22 protein-coding genes, 1 tRNA gene and 1 pseudogene are annotated in these 25,309 nt (G+C 72.8%); 12 read left to right on the forward strand and 12 right to left on the reverse strand.

All coding sequences use genetic code 11. The features are described from left to right. Positions 1 to 61 precede the first annotated feature (61 nt). The 3 genes from ACIRBX_RS08170 to ACIRBX_RS08180 form a co-directional block, all read right to left on the reverse strand. Entirely contained in the window at positions 62 to 1,243 is a 1,182-nt protein-coding gene (locus ACIRBX_RS08170) for a hypothetical protein (RefSeq protein ID WP_402294551.1), read from the reverse strand. Between the two features lie 100 nt (positions 1,244 to 1,343). Continuing rightward, a complete protein-coding gene (locus tag ACIRBX_RS08175; protein ID WP_402294553.1) occupies positions 1,344 to 1,907 on the reverse strand; it encodes a gamma carbonic anhydrase family protein in 564 nt (187 codons plus the stop codon). Between the two features lie 39 nt (positions 1,908 to 1,946). Beyond that, positions 1,947 to 2,642, reverse strand: coding sequence for a TetR/AcrR family transcriptional regulator (locus tag ACIRBX_RS08180; protein WP_402294554.1), 696 nt, complete (start codon positions 2,640 to 2,642; stop codon positions 1,947 to 1,949). Positions 2,643 to 2,765: 123 nt separating this feature from the next. Between ACIRBX_RS08180 and ACIRBX_RS08185 the strand changes: the two genes are divergently transcribed. Next, positions 2,766 to 3,452 (forward strand): NADPH-dependent FMN reductase, encoded by a 687-nt coding sequence (locus ACIRBX_RS08185; protein WP_402294556.1) that lies wholly within the window; start codon positions 2,766 to 2,768, stop codon positions 3,450 to 3,452. Between the two features lie 9 nt (positions 3,453 to 3,461). Then, positions 3,462 to 4,865, forward strand: a complete 1,404-nt coding sequence (locus ACIRBX_RS08190; protein ID WP_402294558.1) for a DHA2 family efflux MFS transporter permease subunit — start codon at positions 3,462 to 3,464, stop codon at positions 4,863 to 4,865. Between the two features lie 131 nt (positions 4,866 to 4,996). Here the strand turns inward: ACIRBX_RS08190 and ACIRBX_RS08195 are convergent. The 3 genes from ACIRBX_RS08195 to ACIRBX_RS08205 form a co-directional block, all read right to left on the reverse strand. Continuing rightward, positions 4,997 to 5,070: transfer RNA gene (locus tag ACIRBX_RS08195), tRNA-Pro, on the reverse strand. Between the two features lie 99 nt (positions 5,071 to 5,169). After that, positions 5,170 to 6,111, reverse strand: coding sequence for a metallophosphoesterase (locus ACIRBX_RS08200; protein WP_402294560.1), 942 nt, complete (start codon positions 6,109 to 6,111; stop codon positions 5,170 to 5,172). 289 nt (positions 6,112 to 6,400) lie between these two features. After that, positions 6,401 to 7,687 carry a hypothetical protein gene (locus ACIRBX_RS08205; protein WP_402294561.1) on the reverse strand — a complete coding sequence of 429 codons (1,287 nt, stop codon included), beginning with the start codon at positions 7,685 to 7,687 and terminating at the stop codon, positions 6,401 to 6,403. 242 nt (positions 7,688 to 7,929) lie between these two features. Between ACIRBX_RS08205 and ACIRBX_RS08210 the strand changes: the two genes are divergently transcribed. After that, the gene (locus ACIRBX_RS08210; protein WP_402294563.1) at positions 7,930 to 8,385 is read left to right on the forward strand and encodes a GatB/YqeY domain-containing protein; all 456 of its coding nucleotides are present in this window, start codon (positions 7,930 to 7,932) and stop codon (positions 8,383 to 8,385) included. Between the two features lie 99 nt (positions 8,386 to 8,484). Here the strand turns inward: ACIRBX_RS08210 and ACIRBX_RS08215 are convergent, their stop codons facing one another. Further along, positions 8,485 to 10,761 (reverse strand): transglycosylase domain-containing protein, encoded by a 2,277-nt coding sequence (locus tag ACIRBX_RS08215; protein WP_402294565.1) that lies wholly within the window; start codon positions 10,759 to 10,761, stop codon positions 8,485 to 8,487. 400 nt (positions 10,762 to 11,161) lie between these two features. Here ACIRBX_RS08215 and ACIRBX_RS08220 point away from each other — a divergent pair, with 400 nt between their 5' ends. Then, complete coding sequence (locus ACIRBX_RS08220) at positions 11,162 to 11,485, forward strand: WhiB family transcriptional regulator (protein ID WP_345286967.1); 324 nt, start codon at positions 11,162 to 11,164, stop codon at positions 11,483 to 11,485. A gap of 227 nt (positions 11,486 to 11,712) precedes the next feature. Here the strand turns inward: ACIRBX_RS08220 and ACIRBX_RS08225 are convergent, their stop codons facing one another. Together ACIRBX_RS08225 and ACIRBX_RS08230 are read right to left on the reverse strand one after the other, a co-directional pair. Then, the gene (locus ACIRBX_RS08225; protein ID WP_402294567.1) at positions 11,713 to 12,960 is read right to left on the reverse strand and encodes an ArsA family ATPase; all 1,248 of its coding nucleotides are present in this window, start codon (positions 12,958 to 12,960) and stop codon (positions 11,713 to 11,715) included. Continuing rightward, on the reverse strand, positions 12,957 to 14,015 hold the full coding sequence (locus ACIRBX_RS08230; protein WP_402294569.1) for an ArsA-related P-loop ATPase: 1,059 nt from the start codon (positions 14,013 to 14,015) through the stop codon (positions 12,957 to 12,959). The genes ACIRBX_RS08225 and ACIRBX_RS08230 overlap by 4 nt, the downstream gene beginning before the upstream one ends. Before the next feature lie 174 nt (positions 14,016 to 14,189). On the opposite strand from ACIRBX_RS08230, the gene ACIRBX_RS08235 reads away from it, so the two are divergent. The 5 genes from ACIRBX_RS08235 (at position 14,190) to ACIRBX_RS08255 (ending at position 17,057) form a co-directional block, all read left to right on the forward strand. After that, a complete protein-coding gene (locus ACIRBX_RS08235) occupies positions 14,190 to 14,345 on the forward strand; it encodes a hypothetical protein (protein ID WP_402294570.1) in 156 nt (51 codons plus the stop codon). Then, positions 14,345 to 14,809, forward strand: a complete 465-nt coding sequence (locus ACIRBX_RS08240; RefSeq protein WP_402294572.1) for a RidA family protein — start codon at positions 14,345 to 14,347, stop codon at positions 14,807 to 14,809. Before ACIRBX_RS08235 ends, ACIRBX_RS08240 begins: the two co-directional genes overlap by 1 nt. Before the next feature lie 294 nt (positions 14,810 to 15,103). Next, entirely contained in the window at positions 15,104 to 15,958 is an 855-nt protein-coding gene (locus ACIRBX_RS08245; RefSeq protein WP_402294574.1) for an NUDIX hydrolase, read from the forward strand. Positions 15,959 to 16,053: 95 nt separating this feature from the next. Beyond that, a complete protein-coding gene (locus ACIRBX_RS08250) occupies positions 16,054 to 16,239 on the forward strand; it encodes a hypothetical protein (protein WP_402294576.1) in 186 nt (61 codons plus the stop codon). Further along, positions 16,236 to 17,057 (forward strand): MBL fold metallo-hydrolase, encoded by an 822-nt coding sequence (locus tag ACIRBX_RS08255; protein ID WP_402294578.1) that lies wholly within the window; start codon positions 16,236 to 16,238, stop codon positions 17,055 to 17,057. Before ACIRBX_RS08250 ends, ACIRBX_RS08255 begins: the two co-directional genes overlap by 4 nt. Positions 17,058 to 17,130: 73 nt before the next feature. On the opposite strand, the gene ACIRBX_RS08260 is transcribed toward ACIRBX_RS08255, so the two are convergent. Next, a complete protein-coding gene (locus ACIRBX_RS08260; protein ID WP_030240972.1) occupies positions 17,131 to 17,805 on the reverse strand; it encodes a Crp/Fnr family transcriptional regulator in 675 nt (224 codons plus the stop codon). Positions 17,806 to 18,064: 259 nt separating this feature from the next. On the opposite strand from ACIRBX_RS08260, the gene ACIRBX_RS08265 reads away from it, so the two are divergent. Then, the gene (locus ACIRBX_RS08265) at positions 18,065 to 19,120 is read left to right on the forward strand and encodes a MerR family transcriptional regulator (RefSeq protein ID WP_402294579.1); all 1,056 of its coding nucleotides are present in this window, start codon (positions 18,065 to 18,067) and stop codon (positions 19,118 to 19,120) included. Positions 19,121 to 19,174: 54 nt separating this feature from the next. Here ACIRBX_RS08265 and ACIRBX_RS08270 read toward each other — a convergent pair whose 3' ends face one another. After that, positions 19,175 to 19,663 carry a carboxymuconolactone decarboxylase family protein gene (locus tag ACIRBX_RS08270; RefSeq protein WP_402294581.1) on the reverse strand — a complete coding sequence of 163 codons (489 nt, stop codon included), beginning with the start codon at positions 19,661 to 19,663 and terminating at the stop codon, positions 19,175 to 19,177. Positions 19,664 to 19,817: 154 nt separating this feature from the next. Continuing rightward, on the reverse strand, positions 19,818 to 22,688 hold the full coding sequence (locus ACIRBX_RS08275) for an ATP-binding protein (RefSeq protein WP_402294583.1): 2,871 nt from the start codon (positions 22,686 to 22,688) through the stop codon (positions 19,818 to 19,820). A gap of 213 nt (positions 22,689 to 22,901) precedes the next feature. On the opposite strand from ACIRBX_RS08275, the pseudogene nth reads away from it, so the two are divergent. Then, positions 22,902 to 23,411 (forward strand): annotated as a pseudogene (nth, locus tag ACIRBX_RS08280) (endonuclease III domain-containing protein); the annotation flags it as partial. Between the two features lie 55 nt (positions 23,412 to 23,466). Then, positions 23,467 to 25,275 (forward strand): recombinase family protein, encoded by a 1,809-nt coding sequence (locus ACIRBX_RS08285; RefSeq protein WP_402294585.1) that lies wholly within the window; start codon positions 23,467 to 23,469, stop codon positions 25,273 to 25,275. Positions 25,276 to 25,309 lie beyond the last annotated feature (34 nt).

Below are 25,309 nucleotides of genomic sequence, written 5' to 3' on the forward strand. Positions count from 1 at the left end.
GGCGCTGTACCGCGGTGCTGCGGACAGGACCTTACCCAGATGTGCCCATGAATGCGAACACCTATTCGATTGGCGCTCCCCGTTCCGCTCCCTGTCCGGCCGCATGCTCCGCCGCCCGCCCGGCGCTCCGGGCCTCGCTCAGCAACCGCTGCCAGACCGCCAGCTCCTGCACCTCCTTCCGGTCCCGCACCTTCTTCGGCCGGTACGCCCGGTAGCCCGCGACCAGCCGCTCGGCCGCGTCCTCGGCGAGCGCGGTGGCCGCCGCCTCGAACGGGTGCCAGTCGGCCGCCGGTGCGTGCAGCTCCGCCAGCGGGAGCCGCCTGGCCGCCTCCCAGACGATCAGGTCGGGTACGTCGGCCAGCAGGTGCCGGTGGGCCCGGACGCCGGCCGCCGCCAGTTTCCGCAGCCCTTCCCGCATCTGACGCCGCAGCAGGATCGCCCGCCGTACCCCGACCGCCGTGGTGCCCGGGTGGAACAGCGAGCGGTACGGCTCCGAGGCCGGGCTGCCCCAGATCAGCTCCCGGCCGGCCGGGCTGAGCGCCAGGTGTGCCAGCCCGGGATCGTCCCCCGGCCGGAACAGCGCCAGCGCCTCGGTGGCCTCCTCCACCGTGTACCCGTCCGCGTACGGCCCCCGGTGGCTGCCCCGCAGGACGGCGAGGTGCACCTCCTCGGTCAGGAACTCGCCGATCAGCCGCAGCATCTCCGGCTCCCGGATCAGCAGGTCCTGCGCGGTCGCCCCGTTCCGGTAGAGGTGCTCGTGGTCGTAGGCCCGTTGGATCGGGGCCCGGCTCGCCCCGATGTGGATGTGCAGCTCGACCTGGTTGTGGGCGATCCGCTGGAAGCCCGCCTCGCCCGACAGGTGGGCCAGCAGCTTGATCCGCTGGAGCCCGTCCAGGCAGGTGGCGCCCATCAGTTGGACGGTGCCGCTGCCCCGGGAGGGGTCCGGGATCCACAGCAACTCCTCGGCGCCGAGCGCGATGCTGCCGATCCGGCCGAACTCCTCGGGGTGCTCCCGGATCAGCTGCTCCAGCGCCGTGTTCTCCGCCGAGTCGGCCAAGTAGCCACGGCGGGCGTCCAGTTGCTGCGCCGCGTCGACGGCGGTGCCGAGGCCGGCCAGTTGCTCGACGGTCACCATGCCGATCAGGTGCTCGTCGTCGAGACGGTGCAGGTAGACCGTCTCCAGGAGGTGGCCCGTGTAGAAGGCGGGGTGGTTGGTGTCCCTGAGTTGGAGGAGGAGGCGCATGGTCTGTCCAACGACCCCCGCCCGCCTCCGGTGACGCGGGGCGGGCGGGGGTCGGTCCGCCGGACGGTGCGTCAGGCCCTCGGGGCCTCCGCGCGGCGTGTCAGGCGTTCGGGGTCTCTGCGCGGTGCGGCCCGTCCGGGCCCGCCTCGATACCGGCATGGGCCTGGGCGAGCAGCAGGTAGCCCTCCCCGTTCGCCTTGATCCCGGCCCGCTCCTCCTCGGTGAGTTCGCGCTTCACCTTCGCCGGCACCCCGGCCACCAGCGAACCGGGCGGCACCTGCATCCCCTGCGGCACCACCGCCCCGGCCGCGACCAGCGAACCGGTGCCGATCCGGGCCCCGTTGAGCACGGTGGAGTTCATCCCGACCAGGACGTCGTCCTCCACCACGCAGCCGTGCAGCACCGCGTTGTGGCCGACCGAGATCCGCGCCCCGAGCACCGCCGGGAAGCCCGGGTCGGCGTGCACGGTGCAGTTGTCCTGGATGTTGGTGTCCGGCCCGACGGTGATCGCCTCGGCGTCCCCGCGCAGCACCGCGCCGTACCAGACGCTCGCCCCCGGCCCCAGGGTGACCGCCCCGACCACCACCGCGTTCGGGGCCACGAACGCGCCCGGATCCACCTGCGGCTCGCGCCCGGCCACCCCGACGATCAGTGCCTCCGCCATGTCCGTACCCCTCTCCTCCCGGCTGCTGTCCGGCTCAGCCTAGGCGCCCGCGTCGGTGGCCGCTCCGGCCCGGTAGGCGCGCAGGAAGGCGGCGACGCCGCCGGTGACCAGGTGCTCGACCTGCTCGGGCGGTAGCGGCAGGACGCCGTAGTGGGAGAGGTGCACGATCGGCTGCGAGCCGAGCGCCATGAAGTGCGTCGCGGCCAGCGCGGCGTCCCCGTGCAGGTCCAGCAGTCCTGCTGCGGCCAGTGCGTCGAGCGACTCGGCCAGCGCCCGACTGACGGGCGCCGGCCCCGCCTCCTGCCAGGCGGCCAGCACCTCCGCCGGTACGTGGCCGGCCTCGGCGTGGATGTGCCGCACCAGCGCGAAGTGGTCCGGATAGTCGGTCATCAGCTCGGCGAAGGCCCGGGCCAGCGCCGTCAGGTCGCGCTCCAGATCCTCCGGGTGCGGCGGCCGTTCCGGGTCCAGGAGCGCGCTCAGTCGGCTGAGTTGAGCCTCCCTCACCTGGCTCGCGGTCCACCGGATGACGGTCTCGAAGAGCTGCGCCTTGCCGCCCGGGAAGTGGTTGTAGAGCGTCCGGGTGGAGACCGAGGCGGCCGCCGCGAGCACGTCCACCGAGGCCCGCGCGTACCCCTCGCGACCGAACACCGTGCAGGCGGCGCTCGCCATCGCGATCTGCTTCTCCAGCCTCCGTGCCGACACCGCGCCGCTCGGTCCGTCCGTGCTGCTGCCCACGCCCGCCGCCTCCTGCTCCTACTTCCGGCCTAGGTACAACGACCGTTGTTGCTTCTACAACGCTCGTTGTACTTTACTCCACATCGGGCCGCACGGGGCGGTCCGCCAGGGAGGGGAACACCCATGACCGCCATCACCACGCCCCAGTCCGTCGGCACTTCCTCGCCGGAGGACGCCGGCTCCACCGCCTTCGCGCCTGACGTTGCCGCCCTCGCGCCCGGATCCGCTCCGCTCCGCGTCGCCGTGATCGTCGCCAGTGTCCGCGAGGGCCGCCACGGGCCCGCCGTCGCCGAGTGGTTCCTCGGAGTGGCGGCCCGTCAGGGTGGCCTGTCGTTCGACCTCCTCGACCTGGCCGAGGTCAACCTCCCCCTGGTCATGCCGGGTTGGGGCACCGAACCGTCCCCTGAGGCAGCCGCCACCCTGGCCGACCTCACGCCCCGGTTGGCCGCCGCGGACGCCTTCGTGATCGTCACCCCCGAGTACAACCACAGCTTCCCGGCCGCCCTGAAGAACCTCCTCGACTGGCACGCCGCCCCCTGGCACGCCAAGCCGGTCGGCTTCGTCTCCTACGGTGGCCTCGGCGGCGGCCTCCGCGCCGTGGAGCAACTCCGTCTGGTCCTCGCCGAGTTGCACGCCGTGACGGTCCGCGACACGGTCAGCCTGCACGGCCCCTGGTCCGGCCTCGGCGCCGACGGCGCCCCGCGCGACACCGCTGTCACCGAGGGCGCCGCGAAGGGCATGCTCGGCCAACTCGCCTGGTGGGCCCACGCCCTGCGCACCGCCCGGGCCACCCACCCCTACCAGGGCTGAGGTGCCGTCATGCCTCCCACGCCTACGACCACCCGTCCCGTCCCCACCCCGGCCGCCCCCTCCTCCGCCGTGCTCAACCGCACCCTGGCCGTGGTGATCACCGGCTCGGTCATGGCGGTGCTCGACATGACCATCGTCAACGTCGCCCTGCGCAGCCTCACCACGGCCTTCGCCGCACCACTGGAGACCGTCCAGTGGGCCACCACCGGCTACACCCTGGCCCTCGCCGCCGTCATCCCCACCGCCCCCTGGGCGATCGCCCGGATCGGCGCCAAGCGCACCTACCTGACCGCCCTCGCCGTCTTCACCCTCGGCTCCCTGCTCGCCGCCGGCGCCTGGGACGTGGGCAGCCTGATCGCCTTCCGCGCGGTGCAGGGCCTCGGCGGCGGCCTGCTGATGCCGGTCGGCATGACGATGGTGATGCGCGCCGCCGACCGTGACCACCTCGGCCGGGCGATGGCCTTCTCCGGGCTCCCCATCATGATCGGCCCGGTCCTCGGCCCCGTGCTCGGCGGCTGGCTGGTCGACACCGCCGACTGGCGCTGGATCTTCCTGGTCAACCTCCCCGTCGGCGCCCTCGCCCTCACCCTCGCCGCCCGCCTCCTCCACCCGGACGCCCCTGTCCCCGCCGCCACCGCGCCCCGGTTGGACCTGCCCGGCCTGCTCACCCTCTCGCCCGGCCTGGCCCTGCTCCTCTACGGCCTCACCCTGGGCGGCGAACGCGGCGACTTCACCACCCCCGGCGCCCTCCTCCCGGCCCTCGCCGGCACCCTCCTGATCGCCGCCTTCGTCCGGCACGCCCTGACCACCCGTCAGCCCCTGCTGGACCTCCGCCTGCTCCGCGACCGCACCTTCGCCGCCTCCATCGGCGTCCTGGCCCTGTTCGCGGCCGGCTACTTCGGCTCGATGCTGCTCGGCCCGGTCTACTGGCAGCAGGTCCGCGGCTTCTCCCCCACCACGGCCGGCCTGCTCGGAGCCCCCGTCGGCCTCACCGTCGGTCTCACCATGCAACTCGCCGCCCGCCGCATCGACCGCACCTCTCCCCGCCGCCTGATCCCGGCCGGCATCACCCTGGGCGCCCTCGGCATGGCCCTGACCGCCCTCCAGATCGGCGACCCCACCACCCCCGCCTGGCGCCTGGTCGCCTCCGCCATGCTCATGGGCATCGGCGCCGGCACCGTCCTGATGCCCACCATGACCACCGCCACCCGAGCCCTCCCCACCGACCGCCTCGCCGCCGCCGGCACCGCCCTCAGCATCAACTCCCAACTCTGGTCCGCCGTCGGCACCGCCCTCATCTCCACCCTCCTCACCACCGCCACCTTCCCCACCGCCTACACCGCCGCCACCCTCCTCCTCGCCTTGGCCCTCCTCCCCGCCCTCCGCCTCCCCGGCCGCCGCCCGCACCCATGACGAAGAGGGGCCCACCGGAGATCCGGTGGGCCCCTCTTCAAGCTGTCCTGACGAGCAGTCACCCAGGTGCGCAGTCACATGCAAACGACAGAGGCCCTGCCGGATTTCTCCGGCAGGGCCTCTGCACTGGGTCGGGGTGGCGGGATTTGAACCCACGGCCTCTTCGTCCCGAACGAAGCGCGCTACCAAGCTGCGCCACACCCCGGTCCTGCTTCGTTGCTCTCCGTCTCCGGTGCAACGAGTAGAACTCTATCGGACGTGCGCCGAGATGCGAAATCCGGTTTCGGGTGGGCGTCGGGCGAGGTCAGCGGCGGGGCGTGAGGGTGAGGAGGGTGGCTTCCGGGGGGCAGGCGAAGCGGACGGGGGTGTAGCGGTTGGTGCCGCAGCCTGCGGAGACGTGGAGGTAGGACTGGTGGCCGCCGGCGCGGTGGGCGGAGAGGCCCTTGACGCGGCGGGCGTCGATGTCGCAGTTGGTGACCAGGGCGCCGTAGAAGGGGACGCAGAGCTGGCCGCCGTGGGTGTGGCCCGCGAGGATCAGGGGGTAGCGGTCGGCGGTGAAGGCGTCGAGGACGCGGAGGTAGGGGGCGTGGACGACGGCGAGGGAGAAGTCGGCGTCGGGGGAGGGGCCGCCGGACACGGCGTTGTAGCGGTCGCGGCGGATGTGGGGGTCGTCGAGGCCGGTGAACTCGACGTCGAGGCCGGCGATCTTGAGGCGGCCGCGGGTGTTGGTGAGGTCGAGCCAGCCGGCCGCGTCGAAGGCGTCGCGGAGATCGGTCCACGGGTTGTGGATGGCGCCGGTGATGCCGTGGCGGCCGGTTCCGTCGGGGTTGTTGAGGCCGTGAACGCCGGTGCGCAGGGCCTTGAGGTAGCGGGTGGGGCTCTTCCGGGCGGGGCCGTAGTAGTCGTTGGAGCCGAAGACGTAGACGCCGGGGAAGTCGAGCAGGGGGCCGAGGGCGTCGAGGGTGGCGGGGACGCCGAGCGGGTCGGAGAGGTTGTCGCCGGTGTTGACCACCAGGTCGGGGCGCAGGCCCGCGAGGCTCTGGAGCCAGCGCTGCTTCTTCTGCTGTCCGTCGACCATGTGGATGTCGGAGACCTGGAGCACCCGGATCGGCCGGGCCCCTGCGGGCAGGACCGGCACCTCGACCCGGCGGAGCCGGAAGGAGCGGACCTCGTAACCGGCGGAGTAGGCGAGGCAGGCGGCGCCGGTGGCGGCGATTCCGAGCGGGACGGAGTACAGCGGTCGCATCGGTCCATGCTCTCAGACTGCTGATCGCATCGAGAACGTGCCCGGGCTGACCCCGGGTCAGGAGGGCGCCCGGGGGAGTGGCGCACGGCTGGGCGGGGTGGCCCGGGCACGTTCGTCGGGTGGGCCCGGATCGGGCCGGTGGGAGAAGCCGGTGGGACCCGGCGGGAGGGGACGGTGGGCCCGGATCGGGCTGGTGGGAGAAGCCGGTGGGACCCGGCGGGAGGGGACGGTGGGCCCGGATCGGGCTGGTGGGAGAGGCCGGTGGGACCCGGCGGGAGGGGACGGTGGGTCAGGAGCTGCGCCGACGGAGCGTCAGCAGGGCGCCGGCGCCGAGCGCGAGCAGGGCGGCGCCGATGGCGGCCAGGGTGGTGGTCCGGCCCGCGCCGGTCTCGGCCAGCCGGTCGGCCGCGACGGGGGTGACCGGGGCGACCGGAGTGTCGACCGAGGCGCTGACGGGGGTGGGGGCGGGGGAGGTGCCCGTCGTGGGGACCACGGCGACCGGGCTGGTGGCGGGGGCGGTCGGGGCCTTCGAGGTGGCGGTCGCGGCGGGGGAGGGGGAGGGCTTGGTCGGGGCGGCGGCGGTGACCTTGACCGTCGCGCCGTGGGCGCACATGGTGGTGCCGACCATCGGCTGCGCCGGGCGCTCGTTGACGATCAGGCAGCGGCCGATCTTGGTGGTGCCGGGAGTGAAGTCGGCGGGGTAGGAGACCCGGACGCGGTGCTTGCTGGTGGCGCCGACCTTCAGGCTGGAGTTGCGGCCGTCCAGGTAGGCGCCGGATCGGGTCAGGTCCTCGGTCGGCAGCTGGGTCACCCGCCGCCAGGAGCCGTCGGCGAGCCGGGTCTCGACCGTGGCGCGGGCGTCGACCAGGATCAGGTCGGCGAGGTTCACGTAGGCGGACGGGGTGTCGTTGACCAGGGTGGTGTCGAACTCGATCGGGGCGCCGCCGGCCACCGCAGTGCCCGGCACGGTGCCGATGCCGACCTCGGGTCCCTGGACGCCGATGGTGCGGAGTTCGTCGGCGAGCGGTGCGGTGGCGCCCTCGGTGGTGAGCACGGAGTGCAGCGGGATCGACGCGATGCCGCCGTTGGTGGCGCCCTCGCCGGGGAGGCCCATCGGGGCGCCGATCCGCAGCTTCAGGGTCTTCTCGCCGTGGGCCGGCACGGTGATGGTCGTGGGCAGGGTGCCGGAGTAGATGCCGGAGCTGAAGGTGAGCGGGACGGCCGTCCAGGTGCCGGAGGCCTGGTCCCGGTAGTCGATCACCAGGGAGTCCTGCGGGGCGCCCTGGCTGACGTCGGCGGAGAAGGCGAGGGTGAGCTTCCGCTCGGTGTCGCCGCGGTTGGTGACGGCCTCGGTGAACTCGACCGGCTGTCCGGCGAATCCGATGGCTGCGGGGGCCTGGACCGAGAGGGCGACGGACCCGGCGGCGTCGGTGCCGCCGTCCGCCGCGAAGGCGGCCGGGGCGAGCACGAGCGGGCCGGCGACGGCGAGCAGTACGGCGGCGGTGGCAGCGGTGGTGGAGAGGGCGGTGGAGGTCGGCGCGGCGGCAATGGTGCGAGTACGAACCAGCTTGGTCATGGTGATCCCCCGAGAGGTGGTCTGTGGTTTCTGACGGGGCGTCCGTTGAACCGGGCCGCCGGGTGTTCGGGGGTTCCTCGCCGCCCTCACACTCTGATGGACGTGCATCCCCCCGAGGGGTTGCAGGTGAGCCGGAGGAATTTTCCCGAGCACCTGCCGACCGGCCACCGGGCGGACTCCTCGGGTCCGGCGTGCGGGAAATTGGGTTTGCCGGGCGGCGGGTGGCGGCGTAGGAATGCTGCATGACTACGCTCAAGCAGCAGCTGCAGGAGGACCTCACCGCCGCGATCAAGGCGCGGGACGCGCTGCGCTCGTCCACCATCCGCCTCACCCTCGCCGCCGTCACGGTGGAGGAGAAGGCCGGCAAGCCCGAGCGGGTGCTCGACGACGCCGAGGTGCTGAAGGTGATCGCCCGTGAGGCGAAGAAGCGCCGGGAGGCGGCCGAGGCCTTCGAGCAGGGCGGGCGTGCGGAGTCGGCCGCGCAGGAGCGGGCCGAGGGCGAGGTGCTGGCGCACTACCTGCCGAAGCAGCTGAGCGACGAGGAGCTGACCGCGATCGTGGCCGAGGCGGTGGCCGCCAGCGGGGCGACCGGGCCGCAGGGCATGGGTGCGGTGATGAAGCTGGTGAAGCCGAAGGTGGACGGCCTGGCGGAGGGCGGCCGGGTGGCTGCCGCCGTGAAGGCCGCGCTGCTGCCGTAGCAGGACGGTGGGACGGCGCCGAGGGACGGTGCCGACGAACGTCAGAGGGCCACCCCCGGCACGGGGGTGGCCCTCTGACGTCGGATCAGTCCGGGCGGGTCAGCGGTGGCCTCCGTTGCCCCAGCCGTTGCCGTTTCCGCCATTGCCTCCGTTGCCGCCGTTCCCGCCGCCGATCATGCCGGGCGGGAAGGTGAAGTTGCCGCCGATCAGACCGCCGGCCGCCTGGGCGCCGTCGTTGGACGGCACCGTGGGCTGGGTGCCCGGCGGGGTGCCGGGGGCGGGAGTGGCGTTCGGGTCGGGCTTGGGCTGCGGGTCCGGGATGTCGACGGTCTGGAAGGTGCCCTTGGGGGTGCCCATCAGGACCTCGTTCATCGCCATCTGCCAGATCGGGCCGGGGCCGTCGGCACCGTAGACCGCCGAGAACCGCTTGCCACCGATCTTGATGTTCTTCATCGAGACGTAGGTGGTCGGGCCGCCGAGCCAGACGGCGGTGGCCAGCTCGGGGGTGTAGCCGTTGAACCAGGCCGCGTAGCGGTTGTCGGTGGTGCCGGTCTTGCCGGCGATCTGGCGGCCGTCGTCCAGCTGGAGCGAGGAGCCGGTGCCCTTCTCGGTCACGCCGAGCAGCAGGGTGTTGATGCCGTCGGCGGTGGTCTCGCTCATCGCCTGGGTGCAGCTGGCCTGCGGCACGGGGAGCTGGGTGCCGGCGTTGTTGACCACGGACTTGATCGCGACCGGGGTGCAGTACTTGCCCCGGGCGGCGAACGCGGCGTAGATGCTCGCCATGGTCATCGGGCTGACCTCCTGGGTGCCGAGCACCATGGAGGCGACCTCCTGGAGCGGCTTGCCGCTGGCCAGGTTCTTGATGCCGAGCTTGTTGGCCATCTGCTTGAACGCGCAGAGGCCGATCTGCTGCTCCATCTGGACGAAGTAGGTGTTGACCGACTTCGCCATGGCCTCCTTGAGCTGGTAGGGGCCGACCTCCGACTTGCTCTCGTTCTCCACCGTGTCGCCCGAGGGGTTCTTCCAGACGCCGCTGCAGGTGGTCATCTGCGGGTACGGGATCTTGTACTCGGACGGGTAGGCCTGGGTCACCGGTACGCCGTTGTCCAGCGCGGCGGCGGCCAGGATCGGCTTGAAGGTCGAGCCGGGGGAGAAGCCGTTGCCGCCGCCCATCGCCGCGTCGACGTTGAGGTTGAGCACGGTCTGCTTCTGGTTGCCGTCGAGGCCGTACGGGCGGGTCTGGGCCATCGCCAGGATCTCGCCGGTGCCGGGCTTGATCATGGTCATCGCGGCCGACACGTCGTCGGTCGGGTAGACCTTGGTGGTCACGGCCTTGTTGGCGGCGGCCTGGTTCTTCGGGTCGATGGTGGTGTAGATCTTCAGACCGCCCTGGGACCAGAGCTTCTGACGGTCCGTCGCGGTCTTGCCGAAGGCCGGGTCCTGCTTCACCACGTGGCGGACGTAGTCGCAGAAGAAGCCCATGCCGTTCTGCGCGGTGATGCAGCCGTTCAACGGCTCCTTGTACTTGAGGCCGAGCGGGGTGGCGGTGGCCGCCTTGGCCTCCTCGGCGGTGATGTGCTTGTTCTCCAGCAGCTTGCCGATCACCACGTCCCGGCGGATCTGGGCCGCCTTGGGGTGCAGCACCGGGTCGTAGGCCGAGGGGTTCTGCACCAGGCCGGCCAGCATCGCGGCCTCGGGGATGGTGAGGTCCTTGGCGCTCTTGCTGAAGTAGCGCTGGGCGGCCGACTCGATGCCGTACGCCTGGTGGCCGTAGAAGGTGATGTTCAGGTAGTTGGTGAGGATCTGCTCCTTGCTCAGCTCCTCCTCCAGCTTGACCGCGATCTTCAGTTCCTTGATCTTGCGGCCGAGGCTCTTCTGGGTGGCGAGCGCGAAGGCCTCCTTGTCGTCGCCGGCCTGCTCGACGAAGACGTTCTTCACGTACTGCTGGGTCAGGGTGGACGCGCCCTGGGTGGCCTCGCCGGACTCGGCGTTCTTGCCGATCGCGCGGGCCACGCCCTTGAGGTCGACGGCGCCGTGCTCGTAGAACCGGGCGTCCTCGATGTCGACCTGGGCCTGCCGCATGATCGGCGCCATCTGCTCCTTGGAGAGGATGGTGCGGTCGCGGTCGAAGACCTTGGCGATCAGGCCGCCGCCGGCGTCGTAGATGAACGAGGCCTGCGAGAGGGTCGGCGTCTTGAAGTCGGTCGGGACGTTGTCGAAGCTCTCGGCGGTGTCCTTCGCGGTGAGGCCCAGGGCGCCGATCGCCGGCAGTGCCATCCCGGCCACCAGGACTCCGGACAGCACGCTGATGCCCAGGAACTTGATTCCGAGCCCGGCCTTGTCAAGCGGAGATCCCGCGGGTCGCTGAGGTGCCATGGGGAGAACACTACGTCGCTGATTCCCGCACAACGGGGCGGGTGTTCGCCTACGCTTGTCACAACACTGCGACAGCTTCGCTCCGTTCATGCTCATCACTCTTGTGAGTGATGAGATTTGTCCGAATTGACCCGCTTTCAGATGTTCTACTGGCGGGTCCATCGGCGCTGGCGTGGCAGAGGGTGACGAAAGTGGTCGGACGAGGCCTGGCAAGGCCCCCGACCTGCGATCACTCCAACGAGTGAGAAGACGGATACCCATAGTCCGATCGGGTCATTTGAGATTGGGCCCGAAGGGGCTGTTGCGTCCTGGCGTTCTTCCGTAACGTCCTCAACTGGCAGCGGTGAATATGCCGTTGCCGCCGTGGGGGAGCCCCGATTCGGGAGAGGACGGCGCCGGGATGGGCTGGGTGGACGACTGGAGTGCGCAGGCTTCCTGCCGCACGAGTGATCCGGACGAGTTGTTCGTACAGGGGGCGGCGCAGAACCGCGCGAAGGCGGTCTGCAGTGGCTGTCCGGTCAGGACGGAGTGCCTGGCCGACGCCCTGGACAACCGGGTGGAGTTCGGTGTCTGGGGCGGTATGACCGAGCGGGAGCGGCGGGCACTGCTCCGCCGCCGGCCGACGGTGATGTCCTGGCGCAGGCTGTTGGAGACGGCCAGGACGGAGTACGAGGAGTCGCTCGCCACGGGCGTCATCCTCACCGACTACGCCCAGGCGGGCTAGTCGGACCGCAGGACCGTTCGACTGCATGGCGGTACGACCGCAGGGCCGTACGACTGCAGGACCGCAAGATCGAAGGATCCGTCGGACGCGCCGACGCCCGGGTGGGGGAGCCCGAGCCGAGATCGCGACCGTACGGCTGTGTGGGGGTACGCCCGCTGAGTACCGCGGTGTCGGAGAATCCGAGGTGCCGTGTGCTCAACGGGCGTGTCGCAGAGGCGGGCTGACGGTCAGTCGGTCGGCTCGCCGCCCAATCGCGCGCCGATGGCCCGGAGGCCGTCCAGGTCGTGCACGTCACCCGGCAGGGCCGGCACCTCGACGATCGGCACGTCCGGGTAGACCGAGACGAAGCGGTCGCGGGTGAGCCGCTCGCGGTCCATCACCTGCATCCGCTCGGCGTGCAGCCGGAGCAGTCCGGCGGCCAGCGTCTCTGCGGCCAGGGTCTTCGCGGTCGCCTCGGGGTCGGGATGCGTGCCGGGGCGGGGGCCGGGATCGGCGGTCGAGCCGGTGTCGGTGCCGGTCGGTACCTCGGCGGGGTGGTTCTCCTCCAGGGTCTCGGCGGCGGCCAGGGCCCGTTCGGCGGTGAGCTGCGGGGCGCCGGTGCCGTGCACCCGGTTGAGCACCAGCCCGGCCAGCGGCATCTCGTCGGCGGCCAGCCGGTCCACGAAGTAGGCGGCCTCGCGCAGCGCGTCCCGCTCCGGGGCGGCCACCACCAGGAAGGCGGTGCCGGGCGCCTTGAGCAGCTGGTAGGTGCGGTCGGCCCGCTCCCGGAAGCCGCCGAACATCGAGTCGGTGGCCGAGATGAAGGTCTGCACGTCGGTCAGCAGCTGGGCGCCGAAGATCTTCCCGAGGGTGCCGGTGACCAGGCCCATCCCGACGTTCAGGAACTTCATCGCGCTCCGGCCGCCGACCTTGGCGGGGGCGGTCAGTATCCGGATCAGCCGGCCGTCCAGGAAGGAGCCGAGCCGGTTGGGGGCGTCCAGGAAGTCCAGCGCCGAGCGGGACGGCGGGGTGTCCACCACGATCAGGTCCCACTCCTCGGCCGCGCGCAGCTGGCCGAGCTTCTCCATCGCCATGTACTCCTGGGTGCCGGCGAAGCCGGCCGAGAGCGACTGGTAGAAGGGGTTCTCCAGGATGGTCCGGGCCCGCTCCGGGTCGGCGTGCGCGATCACCACCTCGTCGAAGGTCCGCTTCATGTCCAGCATCATGGCCTGGAGTTCGCCCTCGGAGCGCCCGTCGTCGGCCTGCCGGACGCCCTTGACCACGCGCGGGGTGTTGTCCAGCTCGGTCAGGCCCATCGACTGGGCCAGCCGCCGGGCCGGGTCGATGGTCAGCACCACGACCCGGCGGCCCTGCTCGGCCGCCCGCAGGCCGATCGCCGCCGCCGTGGTGGTCTTGCCGACCCCGCCCGAGCCGCAGCAGACCACGATCCGGGTCTCCGGGTCGCCGATCAGCGCGTCGATGTCCAGCCCGGTCATGCCGCCCCCTGCCGCTTGAGCTCACCGGCCAGGCGGTAGAGACCGCCCAAGTCCACCCCACCGCCGAGCAGCGGGAGTTCGTAGGTCGGCAGTTCCAACTGCCGGACCGCAGCGCGCTGTTCACGCTCCAGCTCGACCCGCTCGGCGTGCTCCCGGGCCTGCTCCAGCAGCGGGTCGATCAGCGGCTCGACCGCCGCCCGGCGGGTGGCGGCCGTCCGGGAGCGCCCGCCGAGCCCGGCCTCGACCAGGGCCAGCGCGACCTCCTCGCGGTGGTCGCCGTCCACCGCCGCGACCGCCGCCGCGTCCAGCACCGGCGGTCGCACCATGTTCACCAGCACCCCGCCGACCGGCAGCCCGGCCTCGCGCAGTTCGGCGAAGCCGTCCACCGTCTCCTGCACCGGCATCTCCTCCAGCAGGGTCACCAGGTGCACGGCCGTCTCGGCCGAGCGCAGCACCCGCATCACCGCCTGGGCCTGCCCGTGGATCGGCCCGAACCGGGCCAGCCCGGCCACCTCGGAGTTGACGTTCAGGAACCTGGTGAGCCGTCCGGTCGGCGGTGCGTCCATCACGATCGCGTCGTAGGCCCGGCGGCCGTCCGGGCCCTTGCGGCGGGCCGCCTCGCAGGCCTTGCCGGTGAGCAGCACGTCCCGGACGCCGGGCGCGATGGTGGTGGCGAAGTCGACGAAGCCGACCTTCTGCAGCGCCTTCCCGGCCCGGCCCAGCTTGTAGAACATGTCCAGGTACTCGAGCAGCGCCTGCTCGGTGTCGATCGCCAAGGCGTACAGCTCGCCCGCCGGACCCCGCCCGGGCAGCCCGAGCCGGGAGGGCGAGACGGTGGCCACCTTGCGCTCCTCGTAGGGGAGTGCGGCTATCCCGAACAGCTCGGCGATGCCCTGCCGGCCCTCCACCTCGATCAGCAGCGTCCGGCCCCCCTCGGCGGCCAGCGCCAGTGCCAGGGCGGCGGCGACGGTGGTCTTCCCGGTACCGCCCTTGCCGCTCACCACGTGGAGCCGGACCCCCTCCCAGTCCGGGCCCTGCCGGTCCTGCTGCTCCACGCTCCGCCTCCGTGCGTCTCTCAGGTGCCGCTCTGTGCTGCCGTTGCCGAGGTGCTCTCCCGCGAGGGTAACCAGCCGCCGCCCCGGATGACGGGATTCCCGGACGGGTGACCCCTGACGGAGAACCACCGGCGGGCGACCGTCCGTGGGTGACATGGCACTAGAGTCGGGGCCATGACCAACTGGGAATACGTCACCGTGCCGCTGCTCGTCCACGCCACCAAGCAGATCCTGGACACCTGGGGCCAGGACGGCTGGGAGCTCGTCCAGGTCGTGCCGGGCCCGAACCCGGAGCAGCTGGTGGCCTACCTGAAGCGGGAGAAGATCTGATGAGCAAGGTGGAGGAGAAGCTGGCGGAGCTCGGCTTCACCCTGCCCGACGTGGTGCCGCCGGTCGCCGCGTACGTCCCGGCGATCCGCTCCGGCGAGTACGTGCTGACGTCCGGTCAGCTCCCGATGGTGGCCGGCAAGCTGCCGACCACCGGCAAGGTCGGTGGCGAGGTCACCGCCGAGGAGGCCAAGGAGCTGGCGCAGATCTGCGCGCTCAACGGCCTGGCGGCGATCAAGTCCGTGATCGGTGACCTCGACAAGCTGGAGCAGGTCGTCAAGGTGGTCGGCTTCGTCGCCTCCGCCCCCGACTTCACCGGCCAGCCGCTGGTGATCAACGGTGCCAGCGAGTTCCTCGGTGAGGTGCTCGGCGCAGCGGGCGTGCACGCCCGCTCGGCGGTCGGTGTCGCGGCGCTGCCGCTGGACGCGCCGGTCGAGATCGAGTTCCAGGTGCGCGTCCGGGACTGATCCGGAATGCGCGAGGGCGCCGGCCGGGCACGTGCTCGGCGGCGCTCGCCGCGCGGGCCCGGCCGTGCCGGTCCGGCTCGGGCCGGAGGCGCGGCGGGGCAGGCGATCAGGGGTGCGGGGAACTGCGCGGGGTGGGAAGGCCGCCCCGGCAACGGGCTGATGGTGGGTCGGTTGCCGGTGGGCCGCCTTCCGGTTCGTGCGGTTCCCCGCACCCCTGCTGGTTCCCGCCCTCGGTGCCTTCCGCCCCGGGCGGCGCCCTGCCGGGGCGGGCGGGACGGCCGGTAGCATCCGGCCATGATGCCGATGCCGCCGTCGTGGCCCGCCCGGATCCGGGCCGTCGCCGCGGGTGAACTGACCCCGCCGGTACCCAAGCCCTCCGCCACCGTGGTGCTGCTGCGGGACACCGTCGGGAGCGCGTCCGGGCCGGAGGCGTACCTGCTGCGCCGGCGGACCTCGATGGCCTTCGCGGCCGGGCTGTACGCCTACCCGGGCGGCGGGGTGGACCCGCGGGACTCCGAGGGCGGCTACGGCTGGGCCGGGCCCTCGCCGGCCGAGTGGGCCGAACGGCTGGGCACCGACGAGCCGACCGCCCGGGCGGTGGTCTGCGCGGCGGTCCGGGAGACCTTCGAAGAGGCCGGGGTGCTGCTGGCCGGACCGGACGCGGAGCGCACCGCCGACCCGCGCGACTGGTCCGCCGAGCGCGCCGCGATGGAGCGGCACGAACTGGCCTTCGCCGACTTCCTCGCCGCCAACGCCCTGGTGCTCCGCTCCGACCTGCTGGCGCCGTGGGCCCGCTGGGTGACGCCGGAGTTCGAGGAACGCCGTTACGACACCTGGTTCTTCGTGGCCGCGATGCCGTCCGGGCAGGTGGCGGCCGAGACCGTGGGCGAGGCGGACCGGGTGGCCTGGCTCACCCCGGCCGAGGTGGTCGAGGGGTACGGCGACGGCCGGTACCGGATGCTGCCGCCCACCGTGACGGTGCAGCGGGAGCTGCTGACGGTCCGTTCGGCGGCGGAGGCGGTGGCCGCCGGAGCCGATCGGAAGGTGACTCCGGTGCTCGGGCGGGCGGAGATCGCGGGGGACCGGCTGACAGTTCGCTGGCCGGGGTATGAAGAGCTGACCATCGACGGTAGTTTTCCTCCCGAGTAGGCCGTCACGATCTCCCACCGGGACCGTGGGGGGCCCGACGCCGCTCGCCCGCATCCGATCAGAAGCAGCAGCTCATACCCAGGAAGGACGATCCGATGACCCACAACGACGTGGCTCGCCGGTCGGCGCTCACCGACACCACCTTCGCCGCGCGTCCGCTGACGCTCCGTTCGCTGGCCGGCCGGGTGGCCGACCGCGTGCCGGACGAGCCGACCCTGCGGAGCCTGGAGCGGCAGCTGCCCCTGCGCAGCCTGCACCGGGTCAGCGAGGGCGGCCGGTGACAGGTCTCCTCCCGGGTGACCCCGCCGACGGGATCGGCGGCGGGGCCACCCCCCGGGCGTTCTGCGTGCTGGCGCCGAACCCCGGTCCGATGACCCTGGACGGCACCAACACCTGGCTGCTCTCCGAGCCCGGCTCCGACCTCGCGGTCGTGATCGACCCGGGCCCGCTGGACGAGGGCCACCTGCGCCGGGTCGTCGACACCGCCGAGCGGCAGGGCAAGCGGATCGCGCTGACCCTGCTCACCCACGGGCACCACGACCACGCCGAGGGCGCCGCCCGCTTCGCCGAACTGACCGGCACTCAGGTCCGCGCACTCGACCCGGCCCACTGGCTGGGCTCCGAGGGGCTGCACGGCGGGCAGGTCATCGAGGTAGGCGGCCTGGAGATCCGGGTGGTCGGCACCCCCGGCCACACCGCCGACTCGCTGACCTTCCACCTGCCCGCCGACGGCGCGGTGCTGACCGGCGACACCGTGCTCGGCCGGGGCACCACGATGGTCGCCCACCCCGACGGCCGGCTCGGCGACTACCTGGACTCGCTGCGCCGCCTGCACACCATGGCCGCCGAGCAGGGCGTGCGCACCGTCCTCCCCGGCCACGGCCCGGTGCTCACCGACGCCCTCGGCGCCGTCGACTACTACCTCGCCCACCGGGCCGCCCGCCTCGCCCAGGTGGAGACCGCCGTCGAGGCCGGCTTCCGCACCGCCGAGCAGGTGGTGGCCCGCGTGTACGCCGACGTCGACCGCGCCCTCTGGCCGGCCGCCGAACTCTCGGTCCGCGCCCAGCTCGCCTACCTGGAGGACCACGGCCTGATCTGACGGGTCGTGGCACGACGGGAACGACGGAGGCCCCGGACCGAACGGTCCGGGGCCTGCGTCGTGCGTCGGCGGGTCAGCGCGAGCGGCGGGAGAGGCGCTCGACGTCCATCAGGACGACCGCGCGGGCCTCCAGCTTCAGCCAGCCGCGGCCGGCGAAGTCGGCGAGGGCCTTGTTCACGGTCTCGCGGGAGGCGCCGACCAGCTGGGCCAGCTCCTCCTGGGTGAGGTCGTGGGCGACGTGGATGCCCTCCTCGGACTGCACGCCGAAGCGGCGGGAGAGGTCGAGCAGCGCCTTGGCCACCCGGCCGGGCACGTCGGAGAAGACCAGGTCGGACATCACGTCGTTGGTCCGGCGCAGGCGGCGGGCGATGGCCCGGAGCAGCGCGATGGAGACCTCGGGGCGGGCGTGCAGCCAGGGCTGGAGGTCGCCGTGGCCGAGGCCGAGCAGCTTGACCTCGGTCAGCGCGCTGGCGGTGGCGGTGCGCGGGCCCGGGTCGAAGAGCGAGAGCTCGCCGATCATCTCGCTGGGCCCGAGCACGGCGAGCATGTTCTCCCGGCCGTCCGGCGAGGCGCGGTGCAGCTTCACCTTGCCCTCGGCGACGACGTACAGCCGGTCACCCGGGTCGCCCTCGTGGAAGAGCGACTCGCCGCGGGCGAGCGTCACCTCGGTCATGGAGGCACGCAGCTCGCCGGCCTGCTCGTCATCGAGAGCCGCGAACAGCGCGGCACGCCGCAGAACGTCGTCCACGTGCTTCCTCCTGCTGGTGGTGGGTGGTGCTTCCGGTCATGACTTGCATCACCAAGGATGACGCATGTCGCTCCGATCATATGAGGAGGGGTGCGGGCAGGGAGTACGGTACGGGGCCATTTGTACTCATCGCGGTGGCCCGGGTACCGCCGGGCGGGTTCGTTCACCCGTTCGCCGCAAGGGTGGTGGCGGGCTCGGGAGGGCGCGGGCCGGTCCCCGGCTTGACCTTCGAGCGGCCTGAAGGAGCAGCATCGCCCGCATGGACCTCGATCTCCTCAGCATCAGCGCCTTCGCCCGTTCGGTCGGACTGGCCCCGAGCGCGCTCCGCTTCTACGACGACTGCCGGGTGCTGCTCCCGGCCCGGGTGGACCCGGTCACCGGCTACCGCCAGTACCACCCGGACCAGGCCGGCCGGGCCCGGCTGCTGCGCGGCCTGCGCGAGGCCGGGGTGCCGCTGGCCGACGTCGCGGTGGTGCTGGACGGCACGCCCGGTGAGGCGCGGACGGTGCTGGCCGAGCACCGGGAGCGGCTCGGTGAGCGGGCGGCGGCGGCCCGGGCCGCGCTGGACGCGGTGCTGGGTGCCCTGGACGGGAGCGACGGGAGCGACGGGAGCGGTGGTGAGGTCGGTGGTGACCCGGCGGAGGAGATCCGGATCTCGGGGGCCGAGTTCGCCGCCGCCGTCCGCCAGGTCGCCCCGGCGGTGGCCCGGACGGCGGAGCACCCGGAGCTGACCCGCATCCTGCTGGACGTCGACCCGGCCGAGGTCCGGCTGGTCGCCACCGACCGGTACCGCTTCGCGATGCGCACCCTGCGCACCGCCGGTGGCGGCACCCCGCGCCGGCTGCTGCTCGCGGTGGACGAACTGCTGGAGCTGTCCCGCTGGGCCGCCCGTTCGCACGAACTGGTGCTCACCGGCGGCGGGCTGCGGGCCGCCGACGGCACCGCCCGCCCGCTCCCGGTCCGGGACGGCGAGTACCCCGACTACCGCCGGATGTTGGACGCCTTCCCGGAGCCCGCGCACCGCGTCCTGGTCGACCGGCTCGCCCTCCGGGACGCGCTGGCCGAGCCGGTGACGGTGCTCTCCTTCGCCCCGGACCGCCTCACCGCCGGCGCCGGGGAGCTGCCCGCCGTCAGCCAGGGCACCCCGCCGCCGTGGCGGATCGCCTTCGACCCCGAGGTGCTCGGGCCGGCCCTGGAGGCCGGGATCGGGCCGGACGTGCTGCTCGAACTGGTCGGCCCGCAGCACCCGGTGGTGCTGCGCTCGGCCGACCAGGGCAGCTTCACCACCCTGGTGATGCCGGTCCCGGTGCCCTGACGGTCCGTCGGCCGGGCCCCTCGGCGCGGGTGGGGCCCGCAGCCGCTCCCGGGGTCAGTCCCACTGCTGGTCGGCGAGCGAGGTGACCGGCTGCGGCTTGCCGATGACGGCCAGCGCGACGAAGAAGTTGATCTGGCCGATGGCGATGGTCAGGGTGGCGATCGCCTTCTCGTCGTAGTGCTCGGCCACTTCGGCGTAGAGCCGGTCGGTGACCCGCTCCTGCCCGGCCGGGGCGGGCTGGAGGGTGGCTTCGACCAGGGCCAGGGCGGCGCGCTCGGCCGGAGTGAAGCAGGGCGCGTCCACCCAGGAGGAGACGGCGGTGATGCGCTCCTCGGTCTCGCCGGCCTTGCGGAGGAAGCCGGTGTTGAGGGTGGTCAGGTAGGTGTTGCGGACGATCTGGCCGGCCCGCAGGTGCACCAGGTTGATGGTGGTCCGGGGCACCGAGCGGTTGCCGGTGGCCTTGAACAGGGCGGCGCTGACCTCGGCCAGCTCGGGGACGTACCGGCCGGGGTCGGGCATCCGGGAGATCGACTGCTGCGTCATGGTGGTTCCTCCTGCGGTCCGTTGCGGTTGCTTCACCACACCGACGGATGCGCGTCCGGAGTTGTGACGGGATTCCGCAGGAGATTTCCGTCCGGTCTCCACGGCTGCGGTTCCGCCGTGGAGGAGCGCCTCGGGGCGACGGTCTGACGGGTCGTCATGCGGTGTCGGTCGGCCCTTCCGGCCCTTCCGGCCCTTCCGGCCCGGCGAGTGCGGCGAGTGCAGTGCCGGCCCGCTCGGCCAGTCCGTCGGCTCCGCAGTGCACGGCCAGCTTCCGGCCCTCCGACAGCCGCGTCCCGGCCTCGTCCGGGCGGCCGTCCGTGGTCAGGGATTCGCCCAACTCGACCAGGGCCAAGGCGTGTTCGTAGCGGTTGGGGGAGGCGGCCAGCCGCTCCACCGCCCGTTCCAGCAGGGCCGTCGCCGGGGGACCGTCGTGGACGGCGGCGGCCAGCCGCAGTGCGCTGCCGACCGCCGAGGCGGGGCCGAAGCGCTCGGCCCGGCGTACCGACTCCTCCGCCAACTCCCGGGCCCGGGGCGGGTCCTGGGTGAGCAGCGCGAGGGCCAGGTGGCCGGTCCAGGGTGCCCAGACCGGGTTGTGCCAGCCGCGTTCGTCCAGGGCCGCCCCGGCCGTGGCCAGTGCCTCGGCCGCCCCGGCGGCGTCGCCCCGGGCCAGCAGCAGTCGGCCGTACAGGGTCGGGGCGTCGGGCAGCACCATCACGGTCGGGAAGGGCGGCCCGAAGGAGTAGTGCTGCGCCAGCTCCCAGGCCTCCTCGGGGCGGCCACGGGCGAGCAGGGTGTCGGCCAGCACGCCGACCGCGAACCACTGCAGCGGGATGCCGGGCGCGATCCGCTCGGCGGTCCGCAGCGAGTGCCGCAGCAACTCCTCCGCCTCGGCGAGCGCGCCGCAGCGGAACCGGAGCAGGCCCTTGAGGAAGAGCGCGAACCCCAGGTGCCCACCGCTCCACCCCGCCACCTGGTACGCCGTCACCGCCTCGTCGAACAGCGCCTCCGCCCGGTCCACCCGGTCCGCGTAGAGGTAGCCGATGCCGAGCACGCCCGGGAGTTCGAAGCCCCAGGTGGTGTTCGTCCAGCCCAGCTCGGGTGGCAGCCTGCCCTCCTCCAGCACCCATTCGGCCAGCGCGATCGCCTCGTCGGCCGTCCCGCCCCGCAGCACCAACTCCCAGCAGCGCAGCACCGACACGGCAGCGGCGGTACCGTCCGGCCCGGCCAGGCTGCGGGCGTACCGCTCCAGCCGCCGGAAGCGGTCCCGGCTGTCCGGCTCCTCGGCCTGGAAGGCCGAGAACATGAAGTGCGCGACCTCCAGCCGACCGCGCCCCGGCCCGGACGGGGTCCGGGCCGCCTCCTCGGCGCAGACCTCGGCGGCCTCGCGCAGCCGGTTGCTGTGGGCCAGGGCCTGGGCCAGCCGGAAGGTCGCGTCCACCCGGCGCTCCCCCGGGGCGAGGCCGGGCTGTTCGTCGAGGGCGTCGAGGGCCAGGCGCAGCTGGTTCACCGTGGTGGCGGGGTCGGTGAGCAGTGCCGAGCAGCCGAGCTCGTAGAGCACCTCGGCCCGGTCCCGGTCGTCGGGCGGCTCGCTCAAGGCCCGACGCAGGCAGCGCTGGGCCGCCTCCGGCGCGCCGGTCGCCAGGTGCTCGGCGGCGGCCCGGCGGAGCTTGCGCACCGTCTCCTCGTCGCCGTCCGGCCGGGTCTCCAGCAGGTGCCGGGAGGCCGCCGCCAGGCCCAGGCCGGCGTTCTCCACCTCGGTCGCGGCGATGCCGTGCATCGCGGTCCGGACGGCGGGCGGCACCGACTGGTAGACCGAGGTGGCGATCAGCGGGTGGACGAACTCCAGCCGGCCGTCGGCCGTGCCGATCAGCACCCGGTGGTGGCGCAGCTCCCGCAGCGACCGGGCGGCGGCGTCCGGACCCTGGGCGGCGATCGCGGCGGCCAGCTCCGGGCGGATGTCGGTGCCGAGCAGCGAGGCCGCCCAGGCGTAGCCGAGGGTGCTCGGGCCCAGCCGTCCCAGCCAGTGATCGCGCGTCAGTCCCAGGGCTTTGGCGGCGAGTTCGCGCAGCTGCTCGGTGTTGCCCTCGACCGGCTCCAGCTGCTGGTCGCCGACCTCGCGCAGCAGCGCGCTGGTCCCGAACGGGCTGCCGCCGGTGACCGTCCACACCTGGCGGCAGAAGCCCTCCTCGGCCTCCGGCCCGAGCGAGGCCCGGACCAGACCGGCCACCGAGTCGGGCTGCAGCGGGCGGAGTCGGTGCACCCGGTCGGCGAGGCCGTGGATGCGCCGCAGTGACTCCGGGCCCCGATCGGGCTGGTCGGCCGGGCCGGTGAGGCCGGTGGGGCCGGGGCGGTCAGGCTGGTCGAACGTGTCCGGAAGCGGGCCCGGGAGCGTGGCAGGGGCGCTGCCGGTCGGGTCGGCGGAGGTCGGGTCGGTGAAGGTCGGGTCGGTGGAGGTCCGGTCGAACCCGGGGCGGCAGGCGAGGACCAGCAGGACCGGGAGCTCCCTGGCCCGCTCCGCGAACGCGGCCAGCCAGCCGAGCGACTCCGGATCGGACCAGTGCAGGTCGTCGACCACCACCACCAGCGGCTCCAACAGCCGGGCCAGGCGCACCAGTACGTAGTCCAGGCCGTCCCGCACCCCCTGCGGATCGAGCGCCCCGGTCGGTGGCAGCAGCCCGACGGCCGGGCCGACGATGCCGTGCCACCGGCCGGTCACCTGCCGCTGGCCCTCCTCGCCCAACCCGGCCAGCACGGGTTGCAGCAACTGCCGCACCACGTGGAAGGGTTCGTGCCGACGCCGTTCACCTCCCCGGGCGAACAGCACGGTGCAGCCGGCCCAGACCGCCAGCCGTCGGACCTCGGTGACCAGGGCCGTCTTGCCCAGCCCGGCCTGCCCCACGAAGACCAGCAGCCCGCCGGTCCCGGCTCCGTCCCGCCCCGCCCCGAGCGCCCGGACCGCCTCCTCGGCCGCCCCGGTCTCCGCCTCGCGCTCGTACAGCGCGGTCCGTTCCGCCCCCACTGCCATCCCCCGCCTCGGCCGTCCGTGCACCCCCTCGGCCGAGGCTAGCGCCGCAGCGGAGGCGGCGTGGCGGACTTGGCGTACGTCGTCCTCTCCCCGGCCGGTGCGGTGGCCGTCGGCCCGGGAGGTGCAGGTGGCGCCGACTGCCCTGGAACGCCGTGGACGGCCGACCGCCCGGAAGCGCGGCGGACGGCCGACCGCCCGGCGTAGCCTTCGTGCATGGCAGAGATCAAGGCCGTGCGGGCGGCGAAGCCGAAGAAGCCCGAGAGCCACCTGGCGATGGTGCGGCGGGCGCGGAAGATCAACCGGGCGTTGGCGGAGGTGTACCCGTACGCGCATCCGGAGCTGGACTTCGAGAACCCGTTCGAGCTGTTGGTGGCGACGGTGCTGTCGGCGCAGACGACGGACCTGAGGGTGAATCAGACCACCCCGGCGTTGTTCGCGAAGTACCCGACGCCGGAGGACATGGCGGCGGCGGTGCCGGAGGAGCTGGAGGAGATCATCCGGCCGACCGGGTTCTTCCGGTCGAAGGCCAAGTCGCTGATCGGGCTGTCGATCGCACTCCGGGACGACTTCGGCGGTGAGGTGCCGGGGCGCCTGGACGACCTGGTGAAGCTGCCGGGCGTCGGCCGGAAGACTGCCAACGTGGTGCTGGGCAACGTCTTCGGTGTTCACAGTTCAGCACGACACATCTGCAACCGCGCAGGCCGCCCGGCCCGGGCCTGGCGCTGCATCCTCGGGGAGGCCCAGGGGGTTCGTACATCAGGTCGATAGACTCTCGCGGGTGAACGCTCCTGTACGAACCATCCCTGGCCGCCGAGTCGAGATCGACCCCGAGCTCATCGAGGCGATCAACCGCATCGCCGTGAGCTACGTCCGGCAGTCGTCGGCCAAGGCGGACAGTACGGAGGCTTCACCCGAGACCCAGCGGACGAAGAACGAGGAGGAGTCCCTGCGCTGGGGCACCTTCCGGCGCCACTACGAGGACATCGGCATCTCCGGCTGGGACGCCGACGCCGAGCGCGAGGGCTTCGAGACGATGCTCGCCGACGCGCGGGCCGGCCTCTTCCAGGTCCTCATCGTGTACAACGTCAGCCGCTTCTCGCGGCGCGAGGTGGCCGACGCCATCCCGGTCGTCGCGGAGCTGCACCGCCTCGGGATCACCATCGTCAGCGTGATGGAGGGCGTCTTCGCGCCCAGGGACAGCATGGCGCTGATCTACCTGATCATGCGCCTCGACGCCTCCCACCAGGAGTCCGAGAACAAGAGCCAGGCCGTCCGGGACGTGAAGGCCGCCCAGCGTGATGCGGGGAGTTGGCTCGGCGGTGCCCCGCCGTACGGTCTGCGCGCCGAGAAGGAGATCCACGGCAAGCTCGCGATCTACCGGCTCTTCCACGAGAACGAGGAGACGGAGAACCTGCGTCAGATCTGGTCGACGATCAAGCTCCACAAGGACAAGCCGATCAAGCCCGGGAAGAAGCACCCCGGCTCCCTGTCAGGCATCTGCACCGACATGAACGAGAAGGGCGTCCCGACGCGGGGGCAGCGCACCGGCAAGGAGCGGGCCGACTCGCAGTGGCACAGCCGAACCCTCAAGGGCATCCTCCTGAACCCCGCGATCGCGGGCATGAGCTACGAGACGCTCTACAAGGTCAAGGAGGACGGGACGCTGACGAAGACGGTCGAGGGCTACCGGATCAACCGGGACGACGAAGGCCGCCCGATCATGATCTGCGAACCGATCATCCCGCCGGCCGAGTGGTACGAGCTGCAGGACTGGCTCGCCGGCCGAGGCCGCGGGCAGGGGCTCTCGCGCGGCACCTCCCTGCTGGCCAGCCTGAAGAACGAGGACAAGGAGCCGATCCTCACCTGCGAGTGCGGACGCCCTATGACCAGCCTGAACGCCGCGGCCACAGACCCGAAGGTCAAGCCGGTCTACCGCTGCACCCGGGCGCCGGGGGCGGCCACCGAGGAAGAGCACCAGGGCGGCAACGCCATCATGATGCGGCACCTCGACGAGTTCGTGGCCCGGCGCATCTTCGCGCTGATCCTGGCGTCCGAGGACGACCCGGAAGTGCTGCCCGTGATCGCGGCTGCCACCAAGACCTTCGCGCGATCGCAGGAGAGCCCGGAGATCGCTGCCGAGCGCAACGCCCTGGTGGCGGAGCGGGCGGACGCCACGAGGGCACTGGTAGAGCTGTACGACGACCTCGACGCCAACGTCTACAGCGGCAGGATGGGCCGCGACCGGTTCCTCTCGAAGAAGGCCAAGGTCGAAGCCCGCATCGACGCGGCCGAGACCCGATTGGCAGGCCTGCGCGTACCGGAGGAGGTAGTCCTGCCGCTCTCCGAGTGGCTGCCGACCGATCCGGAAGCCGACCCGGTCAGGGAGGGGTCATGGTGGCAGGGTGCCGACCGCAACGCCCGCCGGAGCTTCGTCAGCCTCTTCGTCCGCAGCATCGTCGTCTCCAAGGCCGAGAGCCGCTGGGGGCACTCCCGCACAGCGGCGTACGACGTCGAGCCGCGCGTTGACCTGGACTGGGTGCGGGCCACCGGCGACGGTGAGGACGACCACCTCGCCGAGCAGGAGTAGCCGCCGGTGAACGACAAGGAGGGCAGCCCCGAAC

This window comes from Kitasatospora sp. NPDC096147 (assembly GCF_044763225.1).
Classification (GTDB): domain Bacteria; phylum Actinomycetota; class Actinomycetes; order Streptomycetales; family Streptomycetaceae; genus Kitasatospora.